Annotated in this window: 19 protein-coding genes and 1 other annotated feature; of the genes, 14 read left to right on the top strand and 5 right to left on the bottom strand. The window is 40.8% G+C overall.

Translation table 11 applies throughout. The features are described 5' to 3' along the window. The first annotated feature begins 150 nt into the window (after window positions 1–150). From BMZ99_RS22515 to BMZ99_RS22505, 3 genes are all read left to right on the top strand, one after another. Window positions 151–915 carry a serine hydrolase gene (locus BMZ99_RS22515; protein ID WP_090943215.1) on the top strand — a complete coding sequence of 255 codons (765 nt, stop codon included), beginning with the start codon at window positions 151–153 and terminating at the stop codon, window positions 913–915. 92 nt (window positions 916–1,007) lie between these two features. Further along, the gene (locus BMZ99_RS22510; protein WP_245755116.1) at window positions 1,008–1,406 is read left to right on the top strand and encodes a MarR family winged helix-turn-helix transcriptional regulator; all 399 of its coding nucleotides are present in this window, start codon (window positions 1,008–1,010) and stop codon (window positions 1,404–1,406) included. 71 nt (window positions 1,407–1,477) lie between these two features. Then, on the top strand, window positions 1,478–2,062 hold the full coding sequence (locus BMZ99_RS22505) for an NAD(P)H-dependent oxidoreductase (protein WP_090943209.1): 585 nt from the start codon (window positions 1,478–1,480) through the stop codon (window positions 2,060–2,062). A 94-nt stretch (window positions 2,063–2,156) separates the two neighbouring features. Here BMZ99_RS22505 and BMZ99_RS22500 read toward each other — a convergent pair whose 3' ends face one another. After that, window positions 2,157–2,750 carry a TetR/AcrR family transcriptional regulator gene (locus tag BMZ99_RS22500; RefSeq protein ID WP_090943206.1) on the bottom strand — a complete coding sequence of 198 codons (594 nt, stop codon included), beginning with the start codon at window positions 2,748–2,750 and terminating at the stop codon, window positions 2,157–2,159. Window positions 2,751–2,985: 235 nt separating this feature from the next. On the opposite strand from BMZ99_RS22500, the gene rarD reads away from it, so the two are divergent. After that, entirely contained in the window at window positions 2,986–3,927 is a 942-nt protein-coding gene (gene rarD, locus BMZ99_RS22495) for an EamA family transporter RarD (RefSeq protein WP_090943202.1), read from the top strand. Between the two features lie 105 nt (window positions 3,928–4,032). Then, window positions 4,033–4,569, top strand: a complete 537-nt coding sequence (locus BMZ99_RS22490) for a pyruvate kinase alpha/beta domain-containing protein (RefSeq protein ID WP_090943199.1) — start codon at window positions 4,033–4,035, stop codon at window positions 4,567–4,569. A 119-nt stretch (window positions 4,570–4,688) separates the two neighbouring features. Here the strand turns inward: BMZ99_RS22490 and BMZ99_RS27475 are convergent, their stop codons facing one another. Further along, on the bottom strand, window positions 4,689–7,340 hold the full coding sequence (locus BMZ99_RS27475; protein WP_090943196.1) for a beta strand repeat-containing protein: 2,652 nt from the start codon (window positions 7,338–7,340) through the stop codon (window positions 4,689–4,691). A 211-nt stretch (window positions 7,341–7,551) separates the two neighbouring features. Here BMZ99_RS27475 and BMZ99_RS22480 point away from each other — a divergent pair, with 211 nt between their 5' ends. From BMZ99_RS22480 to BMZ99_RS22470, 3 genes are all read left to right on the top strand, one after another. Then, window positions 7,552–8,142, top strand: a complete 591-nt coding sequence (locus BMZ99_RS22480; protein ID WP_090943193.1) for a CBO0543 family protein — start codon at window positions 7,552–7,554, stop codon at window positions 8,140–8,142. A 165-nt stretch (window positions 8,143–8,307) separates the two neighbouring features. After that, complete coding sequence (locus BMZ99_RS22475) at window positions 8,308–9,000, top strand: HAD family hydrolase (protein ID WP_090943191.1); 693 nt, start codon at window positions 8,308–8,310, stop codon at window positions 8,998–9,000. A gap of 137 nt (window positions 9,001–9,137) precedes the next feature. Further along, window positions 9,138–10,166 carry a patatin-like phospholipase family protein gene (locus tag BMZ99_RS22470; protein ID WP_090943188.1) on the top strand — a complete coding sequence of 343 codons (1,029 nt, stop codon included), beginning with the start codon at window positions 9,138–9,140 and terminating at the stop codon, window positions 10,164–10,166. Between the two features lie 160 nt (window positions 10,167–10,326). Here the strand turns inward: BMZ99_RS22470 and BMZ99_RS22465 are convergent, their stop codons facing one another. Further along, window positions 10,327–10,647, bottom strand: coding sequence for a helix-turn-helix domain-containing protein (locus BMZ99_RS22465; RefSeq protein ID WP_090943186.1), 321 nt, complete (start codon window positions 10,645–10,647; stop codon window positions 10,327–10,329). 254 nt (window positions 10,648–10,901) lie between these two features. On the opposite strand from BMZ99_RS22465, the gene BMZ99_RS22460 reads away from it, so the two are divergent. From BMZ99_RS22460 to BMZ99_RS22450, 3 genes are all read left to right on the top strand, one after another. After that, the gene (locus BMZ99_RS22460; protein ID WP_090943183.1) at window positions 10,902–11,780 is read left to right on the top strand and encodes an HD-GYP domain-containing protein; all 879 of its coding nucleotides are present in this window, start codon (window positions 10,902–10,904) and stop codon (window positions 11,778–11,780) included. A 142-nt stretch (window positions 11,781–11,922) separates the two neighbouring features. Further along, window positions 11,923–12,948: a DUF3231 family protein gene (locus BMZ99_RS22455; protein ID WP_090943180.1), complete on the top strand. Its 1,026-nt coding sequence runs from the start codon at window positions 11,923–11,925 to the stop codon at window positions 12,946–12,948. 76 nt (window positions 12,949–13,024) lie between these two features. Further along, a complete protein-coding gene (locus BMZ99_RS22450; RefSeq protein WP_090943177.1) occupies window positions 13,025–13,693 on the top strand; it encodes a superoxide dismutase in 669 nt (222 codons plus the stop codon). Window positions 13,694–13,765: 72 nt separating this feature from the next. Here BMZ99_RS22450 and BMZ99_RS22445 read toward each other — a convergent pair whose 3' ends face one another. Then, on the bottom strand, window positions 13,766–14,008 hold the full coding sequence (locus tag BMZ99_RS22445) for a hypothetical protein (RefSeq protein ID WP_090943175.1): 243 nt from the start codon (window positions 14,006–14,008) through the stop codon (window positions 13,766–13,768). A 195-nt stretch (window positions 14,009–14,203) separates the two neighbouring features. On the opposite strand from BMZ99_RS22445, the gene BMZ99_RS22440 reads away from it, so the two are divergent. Next, window positions 14,204–14,371 carry an aspartyl-phosphate phosphatase Spo0E family protein gene (locus BMZ99_RS22440; protein ID WP_090943172.1) on the top strand — a complete coding sequence of 56 codons (168 nt, stop codon included), beginning with the start codon at window positions 14,204–14,206 and terminating at the stop codon, window positions 14,369–14,371. A gap of 70 nt (window positions 14,372–14,441) precedes the next feature. Here BMZ99_RS22440 and BMZ99_RS22435 read toward each other — a convergent pair whose 3' ends face one another. After that, a complete protein-coding gene (locus BMZ99_RS22435; RefSeq protein WP_175490666.1) occupies window positions 14,442–14,588 on the bottom strand; it encodes a hypothetical protein in 147 nt (48 codons plus the stop codon). A 253-nt stretch (window positions 14,589–14,841) separates the two neighbouring features. Here BMZ99_RS22435 and BMZ99_RS22430 point away from each other — a divergent pair, with 253 nt between their 5' ends. Next, entirely contained in the window at window positions 14,842–16,584 is a 1,743-nt protein-coding gene (locus BMZ99_RS22430; protein WP_090943167.1) for an APC family permease, read from the top strand. Window positions 16,585–16,641: 57 nt separating this feature from the next. After that, window positions 16,642–16,859 (top strand) — a binding site (T-box leader). Between the two features lie 58 nt (window positions 16,860–16,917). Next, a partial coding sequence (locus BMZ99_RS22425) for a class I tRNA ligase family protein (protein ID WP_139214824.1) occupies window positions 16,918–17,553 on the top strand: 636 nt, incomplete at its 3' end.

The following is a 17,553-nucleotide window of genomic DNA, read 5'->3' as shown; positions in this document are numbered from 1 at the left end:
TCGTTCTCTTTCTCTTTAGTGAAATGGATCATAAAAAAGCTGTCATAAAATGGTCACAGTTTTCGTCTATACTCATATAGGTAGAAAGCGGTTACATAAGAAAAAACATATTCATGTAAGTAAAAACATATTGTAGAAGGAGGTGACTGCATGATCAAAAAAGTTACGATGGTAGTTGCGTTGCTGACGTTCTTTACGGCTCATGCATTGGCAGCGTCCCCGCTGGAGCGGGAAATAAAAAATGATCTAAAGAAGTTTGATGGTCGGGTTGGGGTCTTCGCCAAAAATCTAAATACCGGACGGACGATCGAATATAATCAGGACGATATATTTCCCACAGCTTCTACCAGCAAATTAGTGGTTGCTTTAGCGACTTACAAATACCTATATCCCCAGGCCGGAGCTGCCAAGGCGAGTCAATATGATCAGCAAATCGAGTTGATGATGACCGTGAGCGACAACAACTCTTTTCAAGAATTGTTGAATGAGATGGATAGCAGCAACAAAGATGTCTTGAATAAAGTGGTGAAAAATCTGCAGCTCCGCAAGACGCAGATTCATAGTGAAAATGCATTTGCAAAATATCAGTATCATAGTGTAACGACGCCCTATGAAATGGGAAAAGTATTTGAAAAGATCTATACTGGCAAATATCTGAATAAAAGCAAAAATGAGCAGCTGAAGTATGAACTGGCAAACACGATTTTTAATGACGAGATTCCGCGCCATATGCAGACCCCTGTATTTCATAAGGTAGGGGAGTTGGATGAGATTCTGTGCGATGTAGGAGTGATTCAGGATGGTCATGATCCGATTCTGATCAGCTTTTTTACTGCCACTGGAGATCATACGTATTCCAGCAATTTTATTGCCGATGAATCCGCTAAGCTGTACAATGCCTTACGACGAAAATAGCATGCAGCTCCTCTGGAGCTGCATTCGTACTTGACAATAGTTAGACATCTAATTATAATAAAATTATGAAACAAGGAAATGCAATTGCTCTCTTGAGCAGAATCACAGAAAAAGCGCACAAGCTAATCGTTAAGGAGCTGGAATCTCATGGAATTGAGGGGATCGTTCCTTCTCATGGAAGTATTTTAGTTCATCTTCTCACGGGAGAAAAGTATACCATGAAGGAGTTAGCCGAAAAAATTCATAGGACGAAACCAACCGTTACCGTCTTGGTTGATAAACTTGTCAATTTGGGTTATGTCACCAAAGAAAAAAGTAATGAGGATAGTCGAGTCACATTTATTACATTAACAGAGAAAGGATTAGGATTACGAACTAGTTTTTATACGATTTCTGAAACATTAAATGCTGTTGTTTATAAAGATTTGTCAGATGAAGATGCTGAATACTTCGAAGCGATATTGCAAAAGATAAATCGAAATCTAAATTAGTAAGCTTGCCAAGGCTGCTAATTTTTATTCAATAAGTTAGATGTCTAACAAAAAACAAGGAGGATTACAAAATGAAACATCTTATTGTCTATGCTCATCCAAATCCTAAAAGCTTTAATCATGCAATTTTGGAAACCACAGTGAGGGAGCTTGAAAGCAAAGGTCATCAAGTTGTTGTAAGAGATTTGTATTCATTACGCTTTAACCCTATTTTAAGTGGCAGTGATTTTGAAGCATTCCAGGCTGGTACCGTTCCTGCCGATATTAAAGAGGAACAAGAGCATATCAGTACGGCTGACGTCATTACAATGATTTATCCTATTTGGTGGGCTGGACTTCCGGCTATGATAAAAGGATATATCGATCGAGTCTTTTCCTATGGCTTTGCTTATAAGTATAGCGAGGAAGGCAGTCCCGTCGGATTACTTGCAGGAAAGAAAGCCTTGGTCATTAACACGCAAGGTACGCCCGGGGAAGTTTATGATTCTACGGGTATGACTGAAGCTTTGAAAAAAACCTCAGATACGGGTATATTGGGCTTTTGTGGCATTGAATCCGTAGGGCATGTTTTCTTTGGTGCCGTTCCTGCTGTTGATGATGCTGCACGGCATGGCATGTTAGTTGCGTTGCAAGATAAATTGAACAAGATATTCTAGGCCTTCTTTTTTTAAAACAGATCGCTTAACGTGAATAACAGTAAAAAATAGCCTGATGAGTCAATCATCAGGCTACTTTTTATGCTTAGTATTTCTATTTTTTCAACCCTTCAATAAAGATTCGATGCAATCCTAATAGAATTTTTTCAGTCGAAAATCCATGATCCCGGATGTGAAAATCAATGTTGTGGAGTGCTGCCAATAATACCTCTACGGTATAAAAAACGTCTACAGCTGTAACGTCTCCTCGCTCTACAGCCTCCGTTAGCAACTCACGGAAAGTAGTTCGCATGAATTGATAGAGAGGCGATTGTAGAGGACGATAGCCTGGTGTAGCTCGGCTGAGACTGCATAACCAGGGAACATTTGCCTCCATAAAAGTCACAAATTTTATGATTACTTGATAAAGTCGATCTAAAACAGGAATATCCGTAGATTGATCAAGATAGGCTTTGACATCATCAAATAAAGGCTGGCACTCTTCTAGGACGATTTCCATACAAATATCGCCTTTTTCCGTATAGCGACGGTATAAGCTTGCCTGGCCGACTTCGGCCATTTTTGCAATCTGGTGCATGTTTACGTTTTCAATGCCTTGCTCGATAAAGAGGGTTCGTGCTGATTGCAGAATTTTTCGCTTAATCATCTCATCTTTACTGGATTGAGGAGCGCTAAGTACTTTATTCATTTTAACATTCTCCTTGTAAGAAAGATTTGTAGATTCATATTGATAATCGGACAATTTGTCCGCTATAATTCAGTAAAGGACAACTTGTCCGCTTGAATTATATCATAGTTACGCATCCAAAATCAATTTCTTACGATACAAATTAATGATTTATGATGTGAATTTCAAGTGTTTCGATTTTTCCAGCATAACCGATTACAGCAGACGATATATATAAAGAATTGAGGTAACGTATATGACACAACATGAAACGATGAAAAAAGGAGTCGCTTCGGCGATTGGCGCATACTTGCTCTGGGGAATATTGCCGATCTATTGGAAATTGGTTGCGGATGTGCCAGCACAAGAGGTGATAGCACATCGTATTGTTTGGTCTCTTTTATTCATGCTAGCGGTAGTGATGCTTATGAATCGAAAGAAGCAGTTATATGAAGAAATCCGACAGTTGCTTGCTGCTCCTGGAAAATTGTTGGCACTGATCATGGGAACGGTCTTTATTACTCTCAATTGGTCTATCTTTGTGTGGGCAGTCAATGATAATCGAGTAATTGAGACGAGTTTAGGCTATTATATCAGTCCCTTAGTTAGTATTCTGCTGGGAATTATATTCTTTAGAGAAAGGCTGTCTTTGGGGCAGACCCTGGCTGTTATCTTAGCCGCCTGCGGGGTTTTCTATATGACGATGCACTTTGGAAGTGTGCCCTGGGCAGCAATCAGCTTAGCCGTTTCGTTTGGTTTGTACGGGTTATGCAAAAAAAGAGCTGTTTTATCGCCCATTACAAGTATTACGTTGGAAACTCTTATCGTAGCTCCGGTAGCTTTGGTATATCTTTTTTATTTACATGATCAGGGCATTGGGAGTTTTGAAGGTTTGTCTCGTACTTCTTTATTGTTAGTTGGCGGCGGTATCGTGACGCCCATTCCATTGTTATTATTTGCAAATAGTGCAAATCGTTTATCATTAACAACGCTTGGGTTTGTGCAGTATGTAGCACCGACCATTTCGCTGCTATTAGGGATTTTCTTGTACCATGAGACATTTACAACGGTTCACGCTGTATCGTTTGCTCTAATTTGGACAGCTTTATTTGTATTTTCAGCAGCTAACAGCAAATTGTTTCTAAGAAGTGAAATCGCAATTCAAAAATTTAGTATGCTGCTAAAAGATCACATATAAAGGTCATATGCTTTCTTATCGTATATGTTTATCGTTTAGAATGAGAAAGCTAGGTATACAAGACATTGCTAAAATGAAAATTTGTAATATGGAGATGATGTGATTATGTATTGGAAGTCAGTTGGTGCTGCTCATACGGAGCAAACGGTGGAGTTAGCATTGCAAAAAGCGAAAGAATATGGCACAACATCAATTGTGGTAGCATCGGTTAGCGGTAAAACAGCTGAATTATTGGCGGGAAAGGCTGAGAATATCGTTTGTGTAACGCATGCCAATGGTTTTAAAGAGTTGGGAACCAATGAACTTACGCCTCAGCAGCGTGAAATACTGATTCAAAAAAATGTGAAAGTGTTGACAACGGCTCATGCATTATCTGGTGCCGAACGCGGAATCAGCAAAAAATTCGGCGGGGCGTATCCTGTAGAAATTATAGCCCATACGCTTAGAATGTTTGGTCAGGGAGTTAAGGTTGCGGTAGAGGTTGCTGTCATGGCACTGGATGCGGGACTCATTCCTTATGGAGAAGAGATTATTGCGATTGGTGGAACGGGCAGAGGAGTGGATAGTGCTGTTGTGATACGCCCAGATTATTCTGCCAATATTTTAAATACGCATATTGCGGAAGTAATTTGTAAACCGTAAGGCAATATTTATAAATGAGAGACATAGATAAAAGAGGTAGGCTGTTGATTCTTTCAATAGCCTACCTCTTTATTAGGCAAAATGTCAGAAATCCAGGTTGCGAGGTTAAAAAATATTAGTTAAGCGAGTCCTGCAATATAAGGAGATTGGAGCAAACTGTTATCACTTATGCTAATAGACTGACTGACAGCCAATATAGGGAGATTCTGTGTCCTGAAATTGATTGGAAAGGTACCGCCTGCTCCTGCTAATCCTGTATTGCGGCCGCCTACCGTGGAACCGCTAATTTGATTGTATACAACAAAATAATAAAGAATGTTTTCTAAAAGAGTAACAGGTGCTGTTAAAGGTAGGATGAATAATCCATTTGAGAGAGAAGTGGTAGAATTGGTTACCGCAATAACTGTCGCCGCTGTCTGGCTGGTTGGCTGTAAGACTGCCAATTGGAAGGTACCAGTCGTTGAGCCGGTTTGCACCACATAGGCTGCAAGTCGGCTAATGGAAATTTGGCGACCGCTAATTGCAAGGACTCCAATGGCGGTGTTATTTCCTCCTCCCGCGTTAAATGCGATGGATGTGTTGATGTCTCCTATTTTTAACGTTTCGATAAATGATGAGCTAGGTCCAGTAGATCCTGTATTGCCTGTGCTTCCAGTAGGTCCAGTGATTCCGGTGGAGCCGGTAGGTCCTGTGGAGCCAGTAGGTCCAGTCGCTCCAGTCGTTCCAGTAGCACCGGTAGAGCCAGTAGGCCCAGTAGCGCCAGTCGTTCCAGTGGGGCCCGTGGAGCCAGTAGGGCCAGTAGCACCAGTCGTTCCGGTAAAACCAGTGGCACCAGTAGAGCCAGTGGGGCCAGTTGAACCCGTGGATCCAGTCGGACCGGTAGATCCAGTTGGACCAGTTGCGCCAGTCGTACCGGTGGGACCAGTAGCACCCGTTGAACCGGCGACACCAATGGAACCGGTAGGTCCAGTGGCTCCCGTTGAGCCAGTGGCCCCTGTCGATCCAGTGGGACCGGTGGAACCAGTAGGCCCAATATCGCCGATGGAGCCAGTAGGTCCCGTTGATCCGGTAGAGCCAGTAACACCAGCAGCTCCGGTTGACCCAGTTGGTCCGGTAGATCCAGTAGGACCAGTAAAACCAGTTGCGCCAGTGGGACCAGTAGTCCCTGTCGCTCCATCCACTCCAGTGGATCCAGTAGGTCCAGTCGCTCCTATGGCACCATCGATACCGGTAGATCCAGTAGGTCCAGTGCCTCCCGTAGAACCAGTAGCTCCTGTGGATCCTGTAGGTCCAGTAGATCCGGTGGGACCTGTAAAACCCGTAGCCCCAGTGGGACCCGTAGTTCCTGTAGCTCCATCGACCCCCGTAGATCCAGTCGGTCCAGTTGATCCCGTAGAGCCAGTAGCTCCCGTAGATCCAGTCGGTCCAGTAGATCCAGTGGCACCATCAATTCCCGTAGATCCAGTAGGGCCGGTAGCTCCCAGAGAACCATCGACGCCAGTGGCCCCAGTAGGTCCAGTAGTTCCCGTCGAGCCAGTTGATCCCGTCGAGCCAGTAGGTCCCGTAGAACCAGTGGAACCAGTGGCTCCTGTAATGCCAGTAGATCCGGTCGATCCCGTGGCACCATCCGCTCCAGTCGAGCCAGTGGGACCTGTGGACCCAGTAGGACCAATATCTCCTGTGGAGCCAGTCGGTCCGGTAGAGCCCGTAGAACCAGTAGCTCCCGTAGTACCAGTGGGTCCAGTAGTTCCTGTGGTACCGGTAGCTCCCGTGACACCATCCGCTCCAGTCGAGCCAGTGGGCCCTGTCGATCCAGTAGGACCAATATCCCCCGTGGAGCCAGTCGGTCCGGTAGAGCCCGTAGAACCAGTAGCTCCCGGAGAACCATCTGCTCCCGTGGAGCCAGTAGGCCCTGTCGTTCCAGTAGGACCAGTATCTCCAGCGGAACCAGTAGGACCAGTAGATCCGGTAGCTCCTGTCAAACCAGTATCGCCAGTAGCACCATCTGCTCCAGTAGCTCCAGTAGCTCCAGTTGGCCCAGTAGTTCCAGTGGGACCAGTAGAACCCGCAGCTCCGGTGGAACCCGTGGCACCTGTGGAGCCAGTATCGCCAGTTGCCCCAACTCCAGTAGAGCCGGTAGGACCTGTGGCACCCGTAGTTCCCGTGGCTCCTGTGCGACCAGTGCTCCCCGTTGGGCCAATCGGACCAGTATCTCCAGTAGGGCCAACCGAACCCGTGGGGCCTGTAGCACCTGTAGTTCCAGTAGCTCCCGTACGTCCAGTTCCTCCCGTGGGACCCGTGGCACCAGGAGTGCCTGTAATACCAGTTGAACCAGTAGGTCCTGTAGCACCAATTGCTCCAGTTGTACCGGTGCGCCCCGTGCTGCCCGTGGGACCAATAACGCCAGAGGCACCTGTAATACCAGTTGTGCCCGTGGGTCCAGTGGCACCCGTTGTTCCAGTCGCCCCAGTGCGTCCCGTATCACCAGTGGCTCCCGTGGCACCCGTGTTTCCGGTAATGCCAGTAGATCCCGGAGGACCATTTGCACCAGTTGCTCCAGTGGAACCGGTACGTCCAGTAGCACCAGTTGGTCCAATTGTGCCAGTAGCGCCAGTAGCACCAGTAGGGCCCGTAGGACCATTTGCACCAGTAGGTCCAGTACGTCCAGTGGCTCCAGTTGCTCCAGTAGGGCCCGTTGGGCCAGTTGGCCCAGTAGGTCCAACTTCTTGGCGAAGATCTGCTAGGCTACTATCTAATTCTGAAACATTCATATTTTCATCACATACCTCTCACTTCTTACCATAATCTAAAAGATTTTTGTAAAAGTTATTGTAATTTATCATATGTTATTTACTAAAAGTACGTGCTTATGTTAAATGCTGTTGAGAGAAATTATCTCGCTTATACTAATTTTTGACTACATTTTCCTTTTGGTGTACATGCTATATATGATCATTCACATTTTAGTAAGGAGATTAAGGAATGGGATTCTTAGATGGCAGCAAAGAGATGTACATAGCAATATTTAGCAGTATTATCGTAGCAATAGGCAGTTATTTTATTCTACGATTGGATTGGAAGAGATATGGTCTTTTATATTTACTTGCTGGATTGATTGGTAATTTGCTTTGCTATCTTTTTGTGGAAGTACGGTTTTATTCTTTTCCTTATATCTTTCTACCTATTTTAAAAATCCCGATATTCTCGATTTTGACAGCCTTTTCTTATTTTGTTTTACTAGGCGTACGCTATAGCCCGATTGATTGGGTTCACAAGATCTCCTTTTATGGTGTAATGATTAATACGGGCGTATTTTTTGAAACGGTATTAAAAAATACAACCCGATTAATAAGTTATGATTATGAGTGGGATTTTTGGGATTCTTATACGACTTGGTGGGCGTTTTTTATTCTCATGGAATGGATAGGCGGGAAAATGATACCAGCTCATTTGCGCAAGCCATTAGCGATTGAGGCTTTTCGTTTTGGCAATTGGTTTTGGTTTGTTATTCACATCGTAGCGCTATTCACTATTTTTTTAGCAGGCCTGTATTTGGGGAAAAATGCATTTTAAGGAAGTTCGTGTAAGGACTTTTACAAAAATTCTAAGGAAAATTTGCAGGAATTTTGTAGTATAATGGTAAATTATCTGAAATAGATCGTAATTGTTAAAAAATTAGCAAGATTTGTTTAATCATTTATTTGCCATAGTACAGTGTGGGAAGATGGGGGAGAGTTCATGTCTAAAAAGTTCTCGGGAGTAATTTTTGATTTTAATGGAACATTGTTTTGGGATACAGATAAGCAAACCAGTGCTTGGATTGCTATGGCTGAAAAGCTGAGAGGTTATCCAGTGAGTGATCATGAAATGGCTACCTTTGTTTTAGGCAGACCTAACAAAGTTACCATGTCGTACTTGGCTGGCAAGCAGCTTTCTGACGAAGAAGGAGAAGCGCTAAGTCAAGAAAAAGAAGTGATATATCGTGATCTATGCCGCAAGGATGCCAGCAATGTTAAATTAGCACCGGGCGCCATTGATTTACTAAATTATTTGACTAACAATACTATTGCATGTACAATTGCTACCGGTTCAGAAATTAATAATGTTAATTTCTACTTTGAAGTATTTGATTTAAAAAAGTGGTTTGACTTTGACAAAGTGGTTTATGATGATGGCTTGCTTCCAGGAAAGCCATTTCCCGAGATCTATTTAAAGTCGGCTCAAAATCTAGGATTGTCTCCGGAACAGTGCATTGTTTTTGAAGATGCTGACGCAGGCATTGAAGCTGCTAGACGCGCTAATATTGGCCAGATTATAGCCATTGGTCCCCAGGAAGCTCATAATCGGCTGCGGCAGCTGGATGGTGTAGATTTGGTTATTGGTGAATTTACTGACTTTGCCAAAAATAGTCTTTTGACTATAGGATCGTAACGATTCTTCTATAGTGGCATCATAACGAAGAGAGCAAAAAAAAATTGCTCTCTTTTTTGTTATATAATCGGCTATATTCTGTAAGCATATCTGATCCATTCATTTAATATGTTAGATATATTGAAGGAGGTGTTGTTTTGGATTATCCGTTTCGTAATTTTATTTTTGAAGGAGGGGGAGTGAAAGGAATCTCGTATATTGGGGCACTGAGTGTATTGCAGGAGAAAAAAGTTTTGCCGAAGATTGAGCGGGTTGGCGGGGTATCGGCAGGTGCCGTCATGGCTTTACTTATGGGTTTGAATTTTAGTTTCGCAGAAATTGAAGAAATTTTGCAAAACTTAGATTTTACTAAATTTCTAGATGATTCCTTGGGGGTAGCCCTTGATACGACTAGATTATTTAAAGAGTTTGGCTGGTATAAAGGTGATTTTTTTCGAAGTTGGGTAGGCGATCTGATTCAAAGCAAGACTGGGAATCCTGATGCCACTTTTAAAGAGGTTTTTGAAGTCGGAAAAAAACTAGCCTTTAAAGAGATGTTTTTTATTGGCACGAACCTTTCTACCAGGAGCTCTGAAGTCTTCTCTTTGGAACATACTCCTGATCTTTGTGTAGCAGATGCTGTGCGTATATCTATGTCGATCCCTTTGCTCTTTGCCGCCAGAAGAGGCGAGTGCAATGATGTATATGTAGATGGAGGTATTCTTGATAATTATCCTATTAAACTTTTCGATAGAAAAAAATATGTGCATCAACATTTTAGTGAGCCAAAATATTATCAGAAATTTAATATACAATTAAAAGAATCTGATAAAGTGGCAGATCTCTGTGTATTTAACAAAGAAACTCTTGGATTTCGCTTGGATTCTGGTCGTGAAATTGCGATGTTTCGTGAATTGTCTGATCCTGTACGTAAAGAAATAAAAGATTTAATCGAGTTTACAAAAGGCCTTGCTGATATTTATATGGAGAGTCAACAAAATCAGCATCTGCACACTGACGATTGGCATAGGACGATGTATATAGATACACTGCATGTCAAAACGACAGAATTCCATTTAAGTGATGAAAAGAAGAAGGCTCTCATTCAATCAGGACGTGAATGTGCAGAGCGTTATTTTAAATGGTACGATGATCCTGCGAATGCGGTATATAATCGCACAATATAAGTAAACCAAGCAATGTAAAATGACTTGACAAAAAAATACCCTAACAATTGAGAGGATACCGATTAGGGTATACCTTCTCATTGTCGGGTGATAAAGTTGAAAAACCAATATCTGCCGATGATCAGCATCGTGATATCGTTGTCCAATCATCTGATATAGCCTAGGATTTTCCGTAAGAGGTAATGATAAAATCGATTATGCGTTTCATTTCAGGCGGAAGGTTTTTAATTTTTTCATCATAAGAGTGCGAGTTTGTGACATTGGTTTCATAATTTCCTACTAGCCAATCTACTGAAACGTTACAAACTTGTGCAATTTTTTTAATCAACTCAGTGTTAGGTTCGCCAGATCCGCGTAACCAGCCTTTAAGTTGATTTTTTGTTGCCCCTAATAGATTTGCAAAGTCTTCTTGAGTTGTTTGGTAGTCTCGGTCTTTTGCTTCTTCCCATAATTGATTGATTTGGTCTTTGAAATTAGGCACTGTTTTCAACTCCTTTCTACTGTATATTTTATGGAAAAGTGTTAAAAATAACTCAAAAGTTTATTAAAGGCATTGACGGTGCTAAAATTAACTTATATAATAACTATGAAAGTAAGAGTTAGGAAGATTTTCTAATTATGGAATTTTCATAAAGATCATGAGATCTAGTATTGAGTTAATATGAATTATGGATTATAAATTATTCAAGGAATTTTGTAAAGTTCTACTATAAGGGAATAATGGGGGAAATCGTTATGTCTGATAATACAGAAGCTAAGATGCATATTGTTGGCTATCTTGCCCATAATGTTACCGATAAATTTGGTCGGTTGTTATTAGTAGAAGGGGCGCCCATGACTGATAATATGATTCAGAAACTTAAGAATAGAAGAATTCCATATCGTTTATCTGAAGAAAATACGGGCAATCATGTAGGCAAGTTACAGCATTTTCCTACTAATTATAGTGATAGTCCATTTAAGGTTCCTGAGAAGATCGATAAAAAATTTGAAAACTTCAATTTAGAAAGTGTAATGAATGCATCTAAGTACTTGAATATTCTGTTAAAGGAGATGCGAAATGACTCTTTCTTGGGAAACAATCTGAAAGCATTATCCCAAGGACAGAGTGCAACATATTCCCATTCTATAAATGTTGCCATTCTATCGGTTGCGATTGCAGAAAAAATGCAACTTCCCAAAGCGTCATTACAGGAAGTTTCTATAGGCGCACTACTTCATGATATAGGAAAAATGTTATTACCACCAGATGTTTTACGAGAAGTCTCAAGAATGGATGATGGACAGGAGATGCTTTACCAGCAGCATCCCCGCATTGGAGCTGATTTATTAGCCGCCGATAAATTACCTTCTGGTATTTATTTAACGGTGCAGCAACATCATGAAAAATATTCGGGTGGCGGGTATCCTTATGGAATTAAGGAAGATAAAATTAATATCAATGCATGTATTGTCAGCGTAGCAAATGCATTCGATCGAGTAACAAGTGGTATTTATCAAAGAAATTGTCTTACTCCGACGGAGGCAATTGATCGAATACGAATCGGCAAAGGACTTGACTATCATCCATTGGTTGTCGATTTATTTGTAAGTCTTTTTAAAAGAGCACCATAAATTTGTTAAGCCCTGTTAGGACATGCAGTCTTCTGTCTCCTCATCATATAGAAGATGTATAGCCCTTTTTTTTATTTTTTTTGAATAAGTAGTTAATACTAGAAAGTGAGGGTTATAATAAGTAAAAAAATGGGGTGTATGTATGTTTGACATCAGCCATATCCAGTTAACCTCTGCAGAGGTTGCGATTATGTGGAGTCAATATCAAAGTGATAGTTTAGCAAAATGCGTATTGAAATATTTTTTAGCAAAAGTTCAGGACGAAGAAATTCACCCATTACTGGATTTTGCCCTATCATTATCACAAAATCATGTAGCATGGATCCGCAATACGTACAAAAATCAGGGGTTTTCTTGTCCTGTGGGATTTACGGATGAAGATGTAAATCTTAATGCGAATCGACTTTTTGATGATATTTTTACATTACATTATCTCAATAATATGTCTCGATTAGGGTTAGCTGCTTATGGACTTGCATTAAGTACAGCTTCCCGTCAGGATATAAGAGAATTTTATACCCAGACACTGCATGAATCAATAGAGCTTAATGAAAGAGTCGTTAAGCTGATGTTACAAAAAGGAATTTATGTTAGGTCTCCATATATCCCAGCCAATACACATGTAGAATTTGCGCAGCGGCAAGCTTTTTTAGGGAATGTATTTAGCCAAAGCCGCCCTTTGACAGCAGTAGAAATTATGCATGTATTTATGAACATTCAAACGAATATGATGGGAAAAGCAATGCTAACAAGTTTTTGGCAAACAGCCTCTTCACCTGCTATTCGGTCTCACTTCTTAAGAGGTAAAGAAATTGCTCAAAAACACATTGAAATATTTACAAAAAGACTCGCGGCAGATGATCTGTCAGGAAGTTCATCTATGGAGCCTTTAATTACGACATCAATGCAGTCGCCTTTTTCTGAAAAATTGATGTTATTTCATGTTTCGGCTCTGATACAGATGGGGATTGGTAATTATGGTGTAGCGATATCAACAAGCCAATGTTATGATTTGGCAGTGGACTACACTCGTTTAATGGCAGAAGTTGCTCTTTACGCAAAGGATGGAGCAAATCTAATGATTGAATGTGGATGGTTTGAAGAGCCGCCGCAAGCAGTCGATCGTCAGAGTCTGGTTGAACGACAGACTACAGAGGTTTTTAACTGATTTTTGTCACCTCCCTTTCCTTGTAGAAATATAATATGACAGCGGTAAGAGATTTGATTGGGGGAGGTTGAAAATCATGTCTGATACAGATTTACGTGCGTATACTCCGGCGGGGAAACATAAGTTGCCCCCATTGCCCTATCCATATAATGCTTTAGAGCCGATTATTAGTTCCACAACACTTCGCTATCATCACGATCATCATCATAAGTCTTATGTGGATGGTCTTAATAGGGCTGAATTAGCTCTGGTAGATGCAAGAGGGAAAGAGGATTTTACATTTATAAAATATTGGGAAAATGAGCTGGCTTTTAACGGCTCTGGACATATTTTGCATAGCGTCTACTGGACGATTATGGCTCCCGAAGGGTTTGAAAGCGAACCGGGGCGATGTACAGTCAAAGAGGTTAATAAATACTTCGGCAGCTTTGATGCTTTTATGGATCAGTTTGTTAATGCAGCGATTAAAGTAGAGGCATCTGGTTGGGGAATACTTGTATGGAATCCAGCGTGGTGCCACTTGGAGATACTTACTGCAGAAAAACATCAAAATTTAACCCAGTGGGGATCCATTCCGATTCTAGTGATTGATGTTTGGGAGCATGCATATTATCTTGATTATCAATATAATCGTGAGGAATATGTGAAAGAATGGTTAAAATTAATTAATTGGTACGAAGTTGAGAAGCGGCTAAGGTTGGCAATGAAAGGAGAGCTTCCATTAGTAATCGAAGATTGTGATTGAGACTAAATCCATAGGGGAATATTGAAAAGGCTGTCTAGATCAGACAGCCTTTTCAATATATAGCAAAAAGTATTACGAGAGTTCTCCTCTAAGACGAGCCAACTCAGCTTGATCTTCGGAATAATACCACCTGGTGGAGTTTCCGACAACACATTGCATAGCGTCCATCTTTCCAGCTAGAGCAAGTTCTCTCATCTTTTTTATGTTAAAGCCATTAGCAGAGAAGTAATTGGTAGGAATAAAGCCTCGATTGACTAGTTTTTTGCGATATTGTTCGAAATCTCTAGAATCCATATTAATTCGCCATATTGCCATTTGCATTACTCCAATCTTTTTCTGATTTTACATATTTAGCCTATTTATTTCAATGATTATATCATAATGTGCTTTTCGTCTAATTGCCTCTACCAAAAGGTAGAGAAATGTAAAAAAATAAGTAATTTTCTTGTCGAAAAATAAACAATTCTTCCCATTTTCTTGATAAATTTAACAAGGAAAGGGGGGATAAAGATGAAAATTGGTGAAATAGTTGAAAAAATTGAACGAACACGCCGGCAACTAAATGAGATAGGAGGAAAACAATGCCTGGTAGACGCAGAAGTCATCAAAATAAGCCAGCAATTAGATGATTTGATTATTATCTACCAAAAACTATTAAGCCAAAGAGACGGTAAGTAAGAGCAGAAAATAAGTGGAGAAGGCCATTTTAGGCCTTCTCCACTTATTTTTGATCACGTGGTGCATTTTGTTATGGTAATGTTCTGTTGATGAATTCTATGTCAGGATTAAGAGTAGGAACCGTTTGTTTTGTTTTTGTATCGCTAGATTCAACAGAAGGCTCGCTGCTTTGCTTTTTTTCCTGATCCGTTGTTGAGGAAGTTTTAGGTTGGTCCATAATGTTGTACCTCCTTAAGTGTCTATTTGGACTATAGAGTAAATAGTTATAGCTGTTCATTAGCAAGTTTTATTATATTCCGTAGTATAACCATTTTTTTTAGAAATACAAAAGAATAGTAAAACGGTTCTGTGGCTTGTGCCGTGGATAGTACGGTGTGATAAGTGCTATAATAGGGATGAGATCTATCGAATGTACAAATTATTCTAGAAGAATGATTGGGGAGTCAATCGCTTATGCAGAGGGGGTAATTATGAAGCAAAAACCAACGAGTAAGCTTAAAGAATTGGCTGCTACAGCCATTTGTGGCAATGATATTACATCGTCTTGTCTCTACGTCTCTGCATTGTCTATCGTTTACGCGGGAAAGTGGGCATGGGTTTCGCTGCTAATGGTTTCTGTAGTTCTTTATTTTTATCGAAATATTTATGGGGAAGTTGTAGGTGCCTTGCCCTTAAATGGGGGAGCTTATAATGCATTACTGAATACGACCAGTAAGTTGGTGGCATCCATAGCCGCATGCTTTACATTGCTATCCTATATGGCAACAGCCGTTATTTCAGCAAATGAGGCGATGCATTATTTGCAGACTATGTGGCATACGCTGCCGATTATAACTGCTACAGGGGCATTGTTAGCCGTTTTTATGTTATTGATGATTTTTGGGATCAGCGAGTCGGCAAAGGTAGCTACAGGAATCTTTTTGCTGCATTTATGTACGATAGGAATTTTGATTGTATCTTCCTTATGGCTTTTCTCCAACTCTGGGCCTGCTATTTTTATAGAAAACTTTCAATTGCCGGTAGAGGGAAGTATAGGCATTGCTTTATTTTTTGGCTTTTCAGCAGCCATGCTGGGAATTTCAGGTTTTGAAAGCTCAGCGAATTTCGTTGAAGAACAGGCACCTGGTGTTTTTCAAAAAACATTACGCAATATGTGGGTAGCTGTGACCGTGATTAATCCATTGCTTGCTTTTTTAGCATTAGCAATACTGCCAATTTACGAGATTCATCTTCATCAAGAAGCCTTGCTTTCTACCATGGGCATAATCTCTGGCGGAGAATGGCTGGCGGGTATGGTGGCCATTGATGCTGCGTTAGTTTTAAGCGGAGCTGTATTGACGTCTTATGTAGGTGTTACTGGTTTAGTACACCGCATGGTATTAGATCGGTGTTTACCTCAGTATTTGTTAAAAGTGAACCGATATGGAACCCAATATCGTATTGTAATCGTCTTTTTTTTGCTATGTGTGTCTGTCTTGTTGGTAACTAGCGGCAAGTTGATGGCATTAGCTGGTGTCTATACGATTTCTTTTTTGTCAGTTATGACTTTATTCGGCATCGGCAATTTGTTATTAAAGGTAAGACGAAGTGGACTGAAACGTCCCGTAAAATCTTCTTGGCTGGCAGCGATACTCGCAATTAGTGCTGTAGTTGCTGCGATATCTGGTACGATTATCATGAATCCTGCATATGTGGGGATCTTCTTGGAATATTTCTTGCCAACGCTGATTATTGTACTTATAATGTTGAATCGTATTAGCCTGTTAACAGCGTGTTTATTTGTTGTAAGAGCTGTGAGCAATAAGATTACTGGAGCAGCTAAAGCTCTTACAAAAGGAATTCAAGCCAGCATAGATGAGATTAATTCTCAGCAGGTTGTGTTTTTTACTCGAGGGGGAGATTTAGCAAATCTGAATTTGGCAATGCTATACGTTCGAGACAATGAACATACTAATCGTATCAAAATTGTAAATGTTCTTGGCGAGGGTATCGAAGTCTTACCTGGTCTGGCAGATGATATTCATTTCCTTGGCCGTATCTATCCAGAGGTCAAAATTGAATTTGTCCTTTATCGAGGTGAGTTTGGTCCAGAACTGATACAGGACTTGTCACAAAAATGGAGTATCCCTCCTAATTTTATGTTCATTGGCTCACCAAGGGGGGAGTTCAAATATAGTTCTGCTGAATTAGGGGGTGTACGGTTGATTATATGACTATTGACATTATAAAAATCAGGACGTATACTCTTAGTAGATTTTAATAGAGATATCTAAAAAGCTATGATCAGGAAGAGTATTCATGATTTTGAATGTACAGAGAGTAGGGAGTGCTGAGAACCTGCCAGGATCATCGGAAGAAAATCACCTGAGAGCTGATGACTGAACTTTCCAGTAAGTCAATTCGTAATCCTGCGTTAAAGGATAGGGTATAGTAGTACCTGATGAGTTGCTAAAAGGTGGTATAACGAAGATGAAACTTCGTCCTGAACAGGGCGGAGTTTTTTTATTACTGGGAAGTAGTAGGTATATTAAAAAGGAGTTTTTATTATGTATAAAAAGGTTGATCCTAAAAACAATTTTGTAGAAATGGAAAAATCCATTCTTACTCTTTGGGATGAAAAAGATGTGATTCAAAAGAATTTCCAAATGAACGAAGGTAATGAATATTTTACCTTTTATGATGGACCACCGACGGCAAATGGTGCTCCTCATATTGGTCATGTTGTAACTCGGGTCATTAAAGATTTGATCCCTCGTTATAAGGTCATGAAAGGGTATAAAGTTCTACGCAAAGCAGGTTGGGATACTCATGGCCTGCCAGTGGAATTGGAAGTTGAGAAAACTCTTGGTATATCTGGCAAGCCGGAAATTGAAAAATATGGTGTAGAAAAGTTTATAAAAAAGTGCAAGGATAGTGTATTCACCTATGCTAGTCAGTGGAAGGATATGTCGGAGCGGGTAGCATACTGGATTGACATGGATAACCCTTACGTTACGTATCAAAACGAGTACATTGAATCGGTATGGTGGTCATTAAGACAGCTCTGGGATAAAGAGTTATTATATAAAGGTCATAAGATTGTTCCTTATTGCCCAAGATGCGGTACCTCTTTGTCTTCCCATGAGGTTGCCCAAGGCTACAAAGATGTAAAGGACAGTTCTGCTTATGTTAAATTCAGATTG

Origin of the sequence: Pelosinus propionicus DSM 13327 (genome assembly GCF_900114615.1) — a bacterium.
Classification (GTDB): Bacteria; Bacillota; Negativicutes; order DSM-13327; family DSM-13327; genus Pelosinus; species Pelosinus propionicus.
The sequence above is the reverse complement of the archived record's forward strand: the minus strand, read 5'-3'. Positions and strand labels throughout refer to the sequence as shown.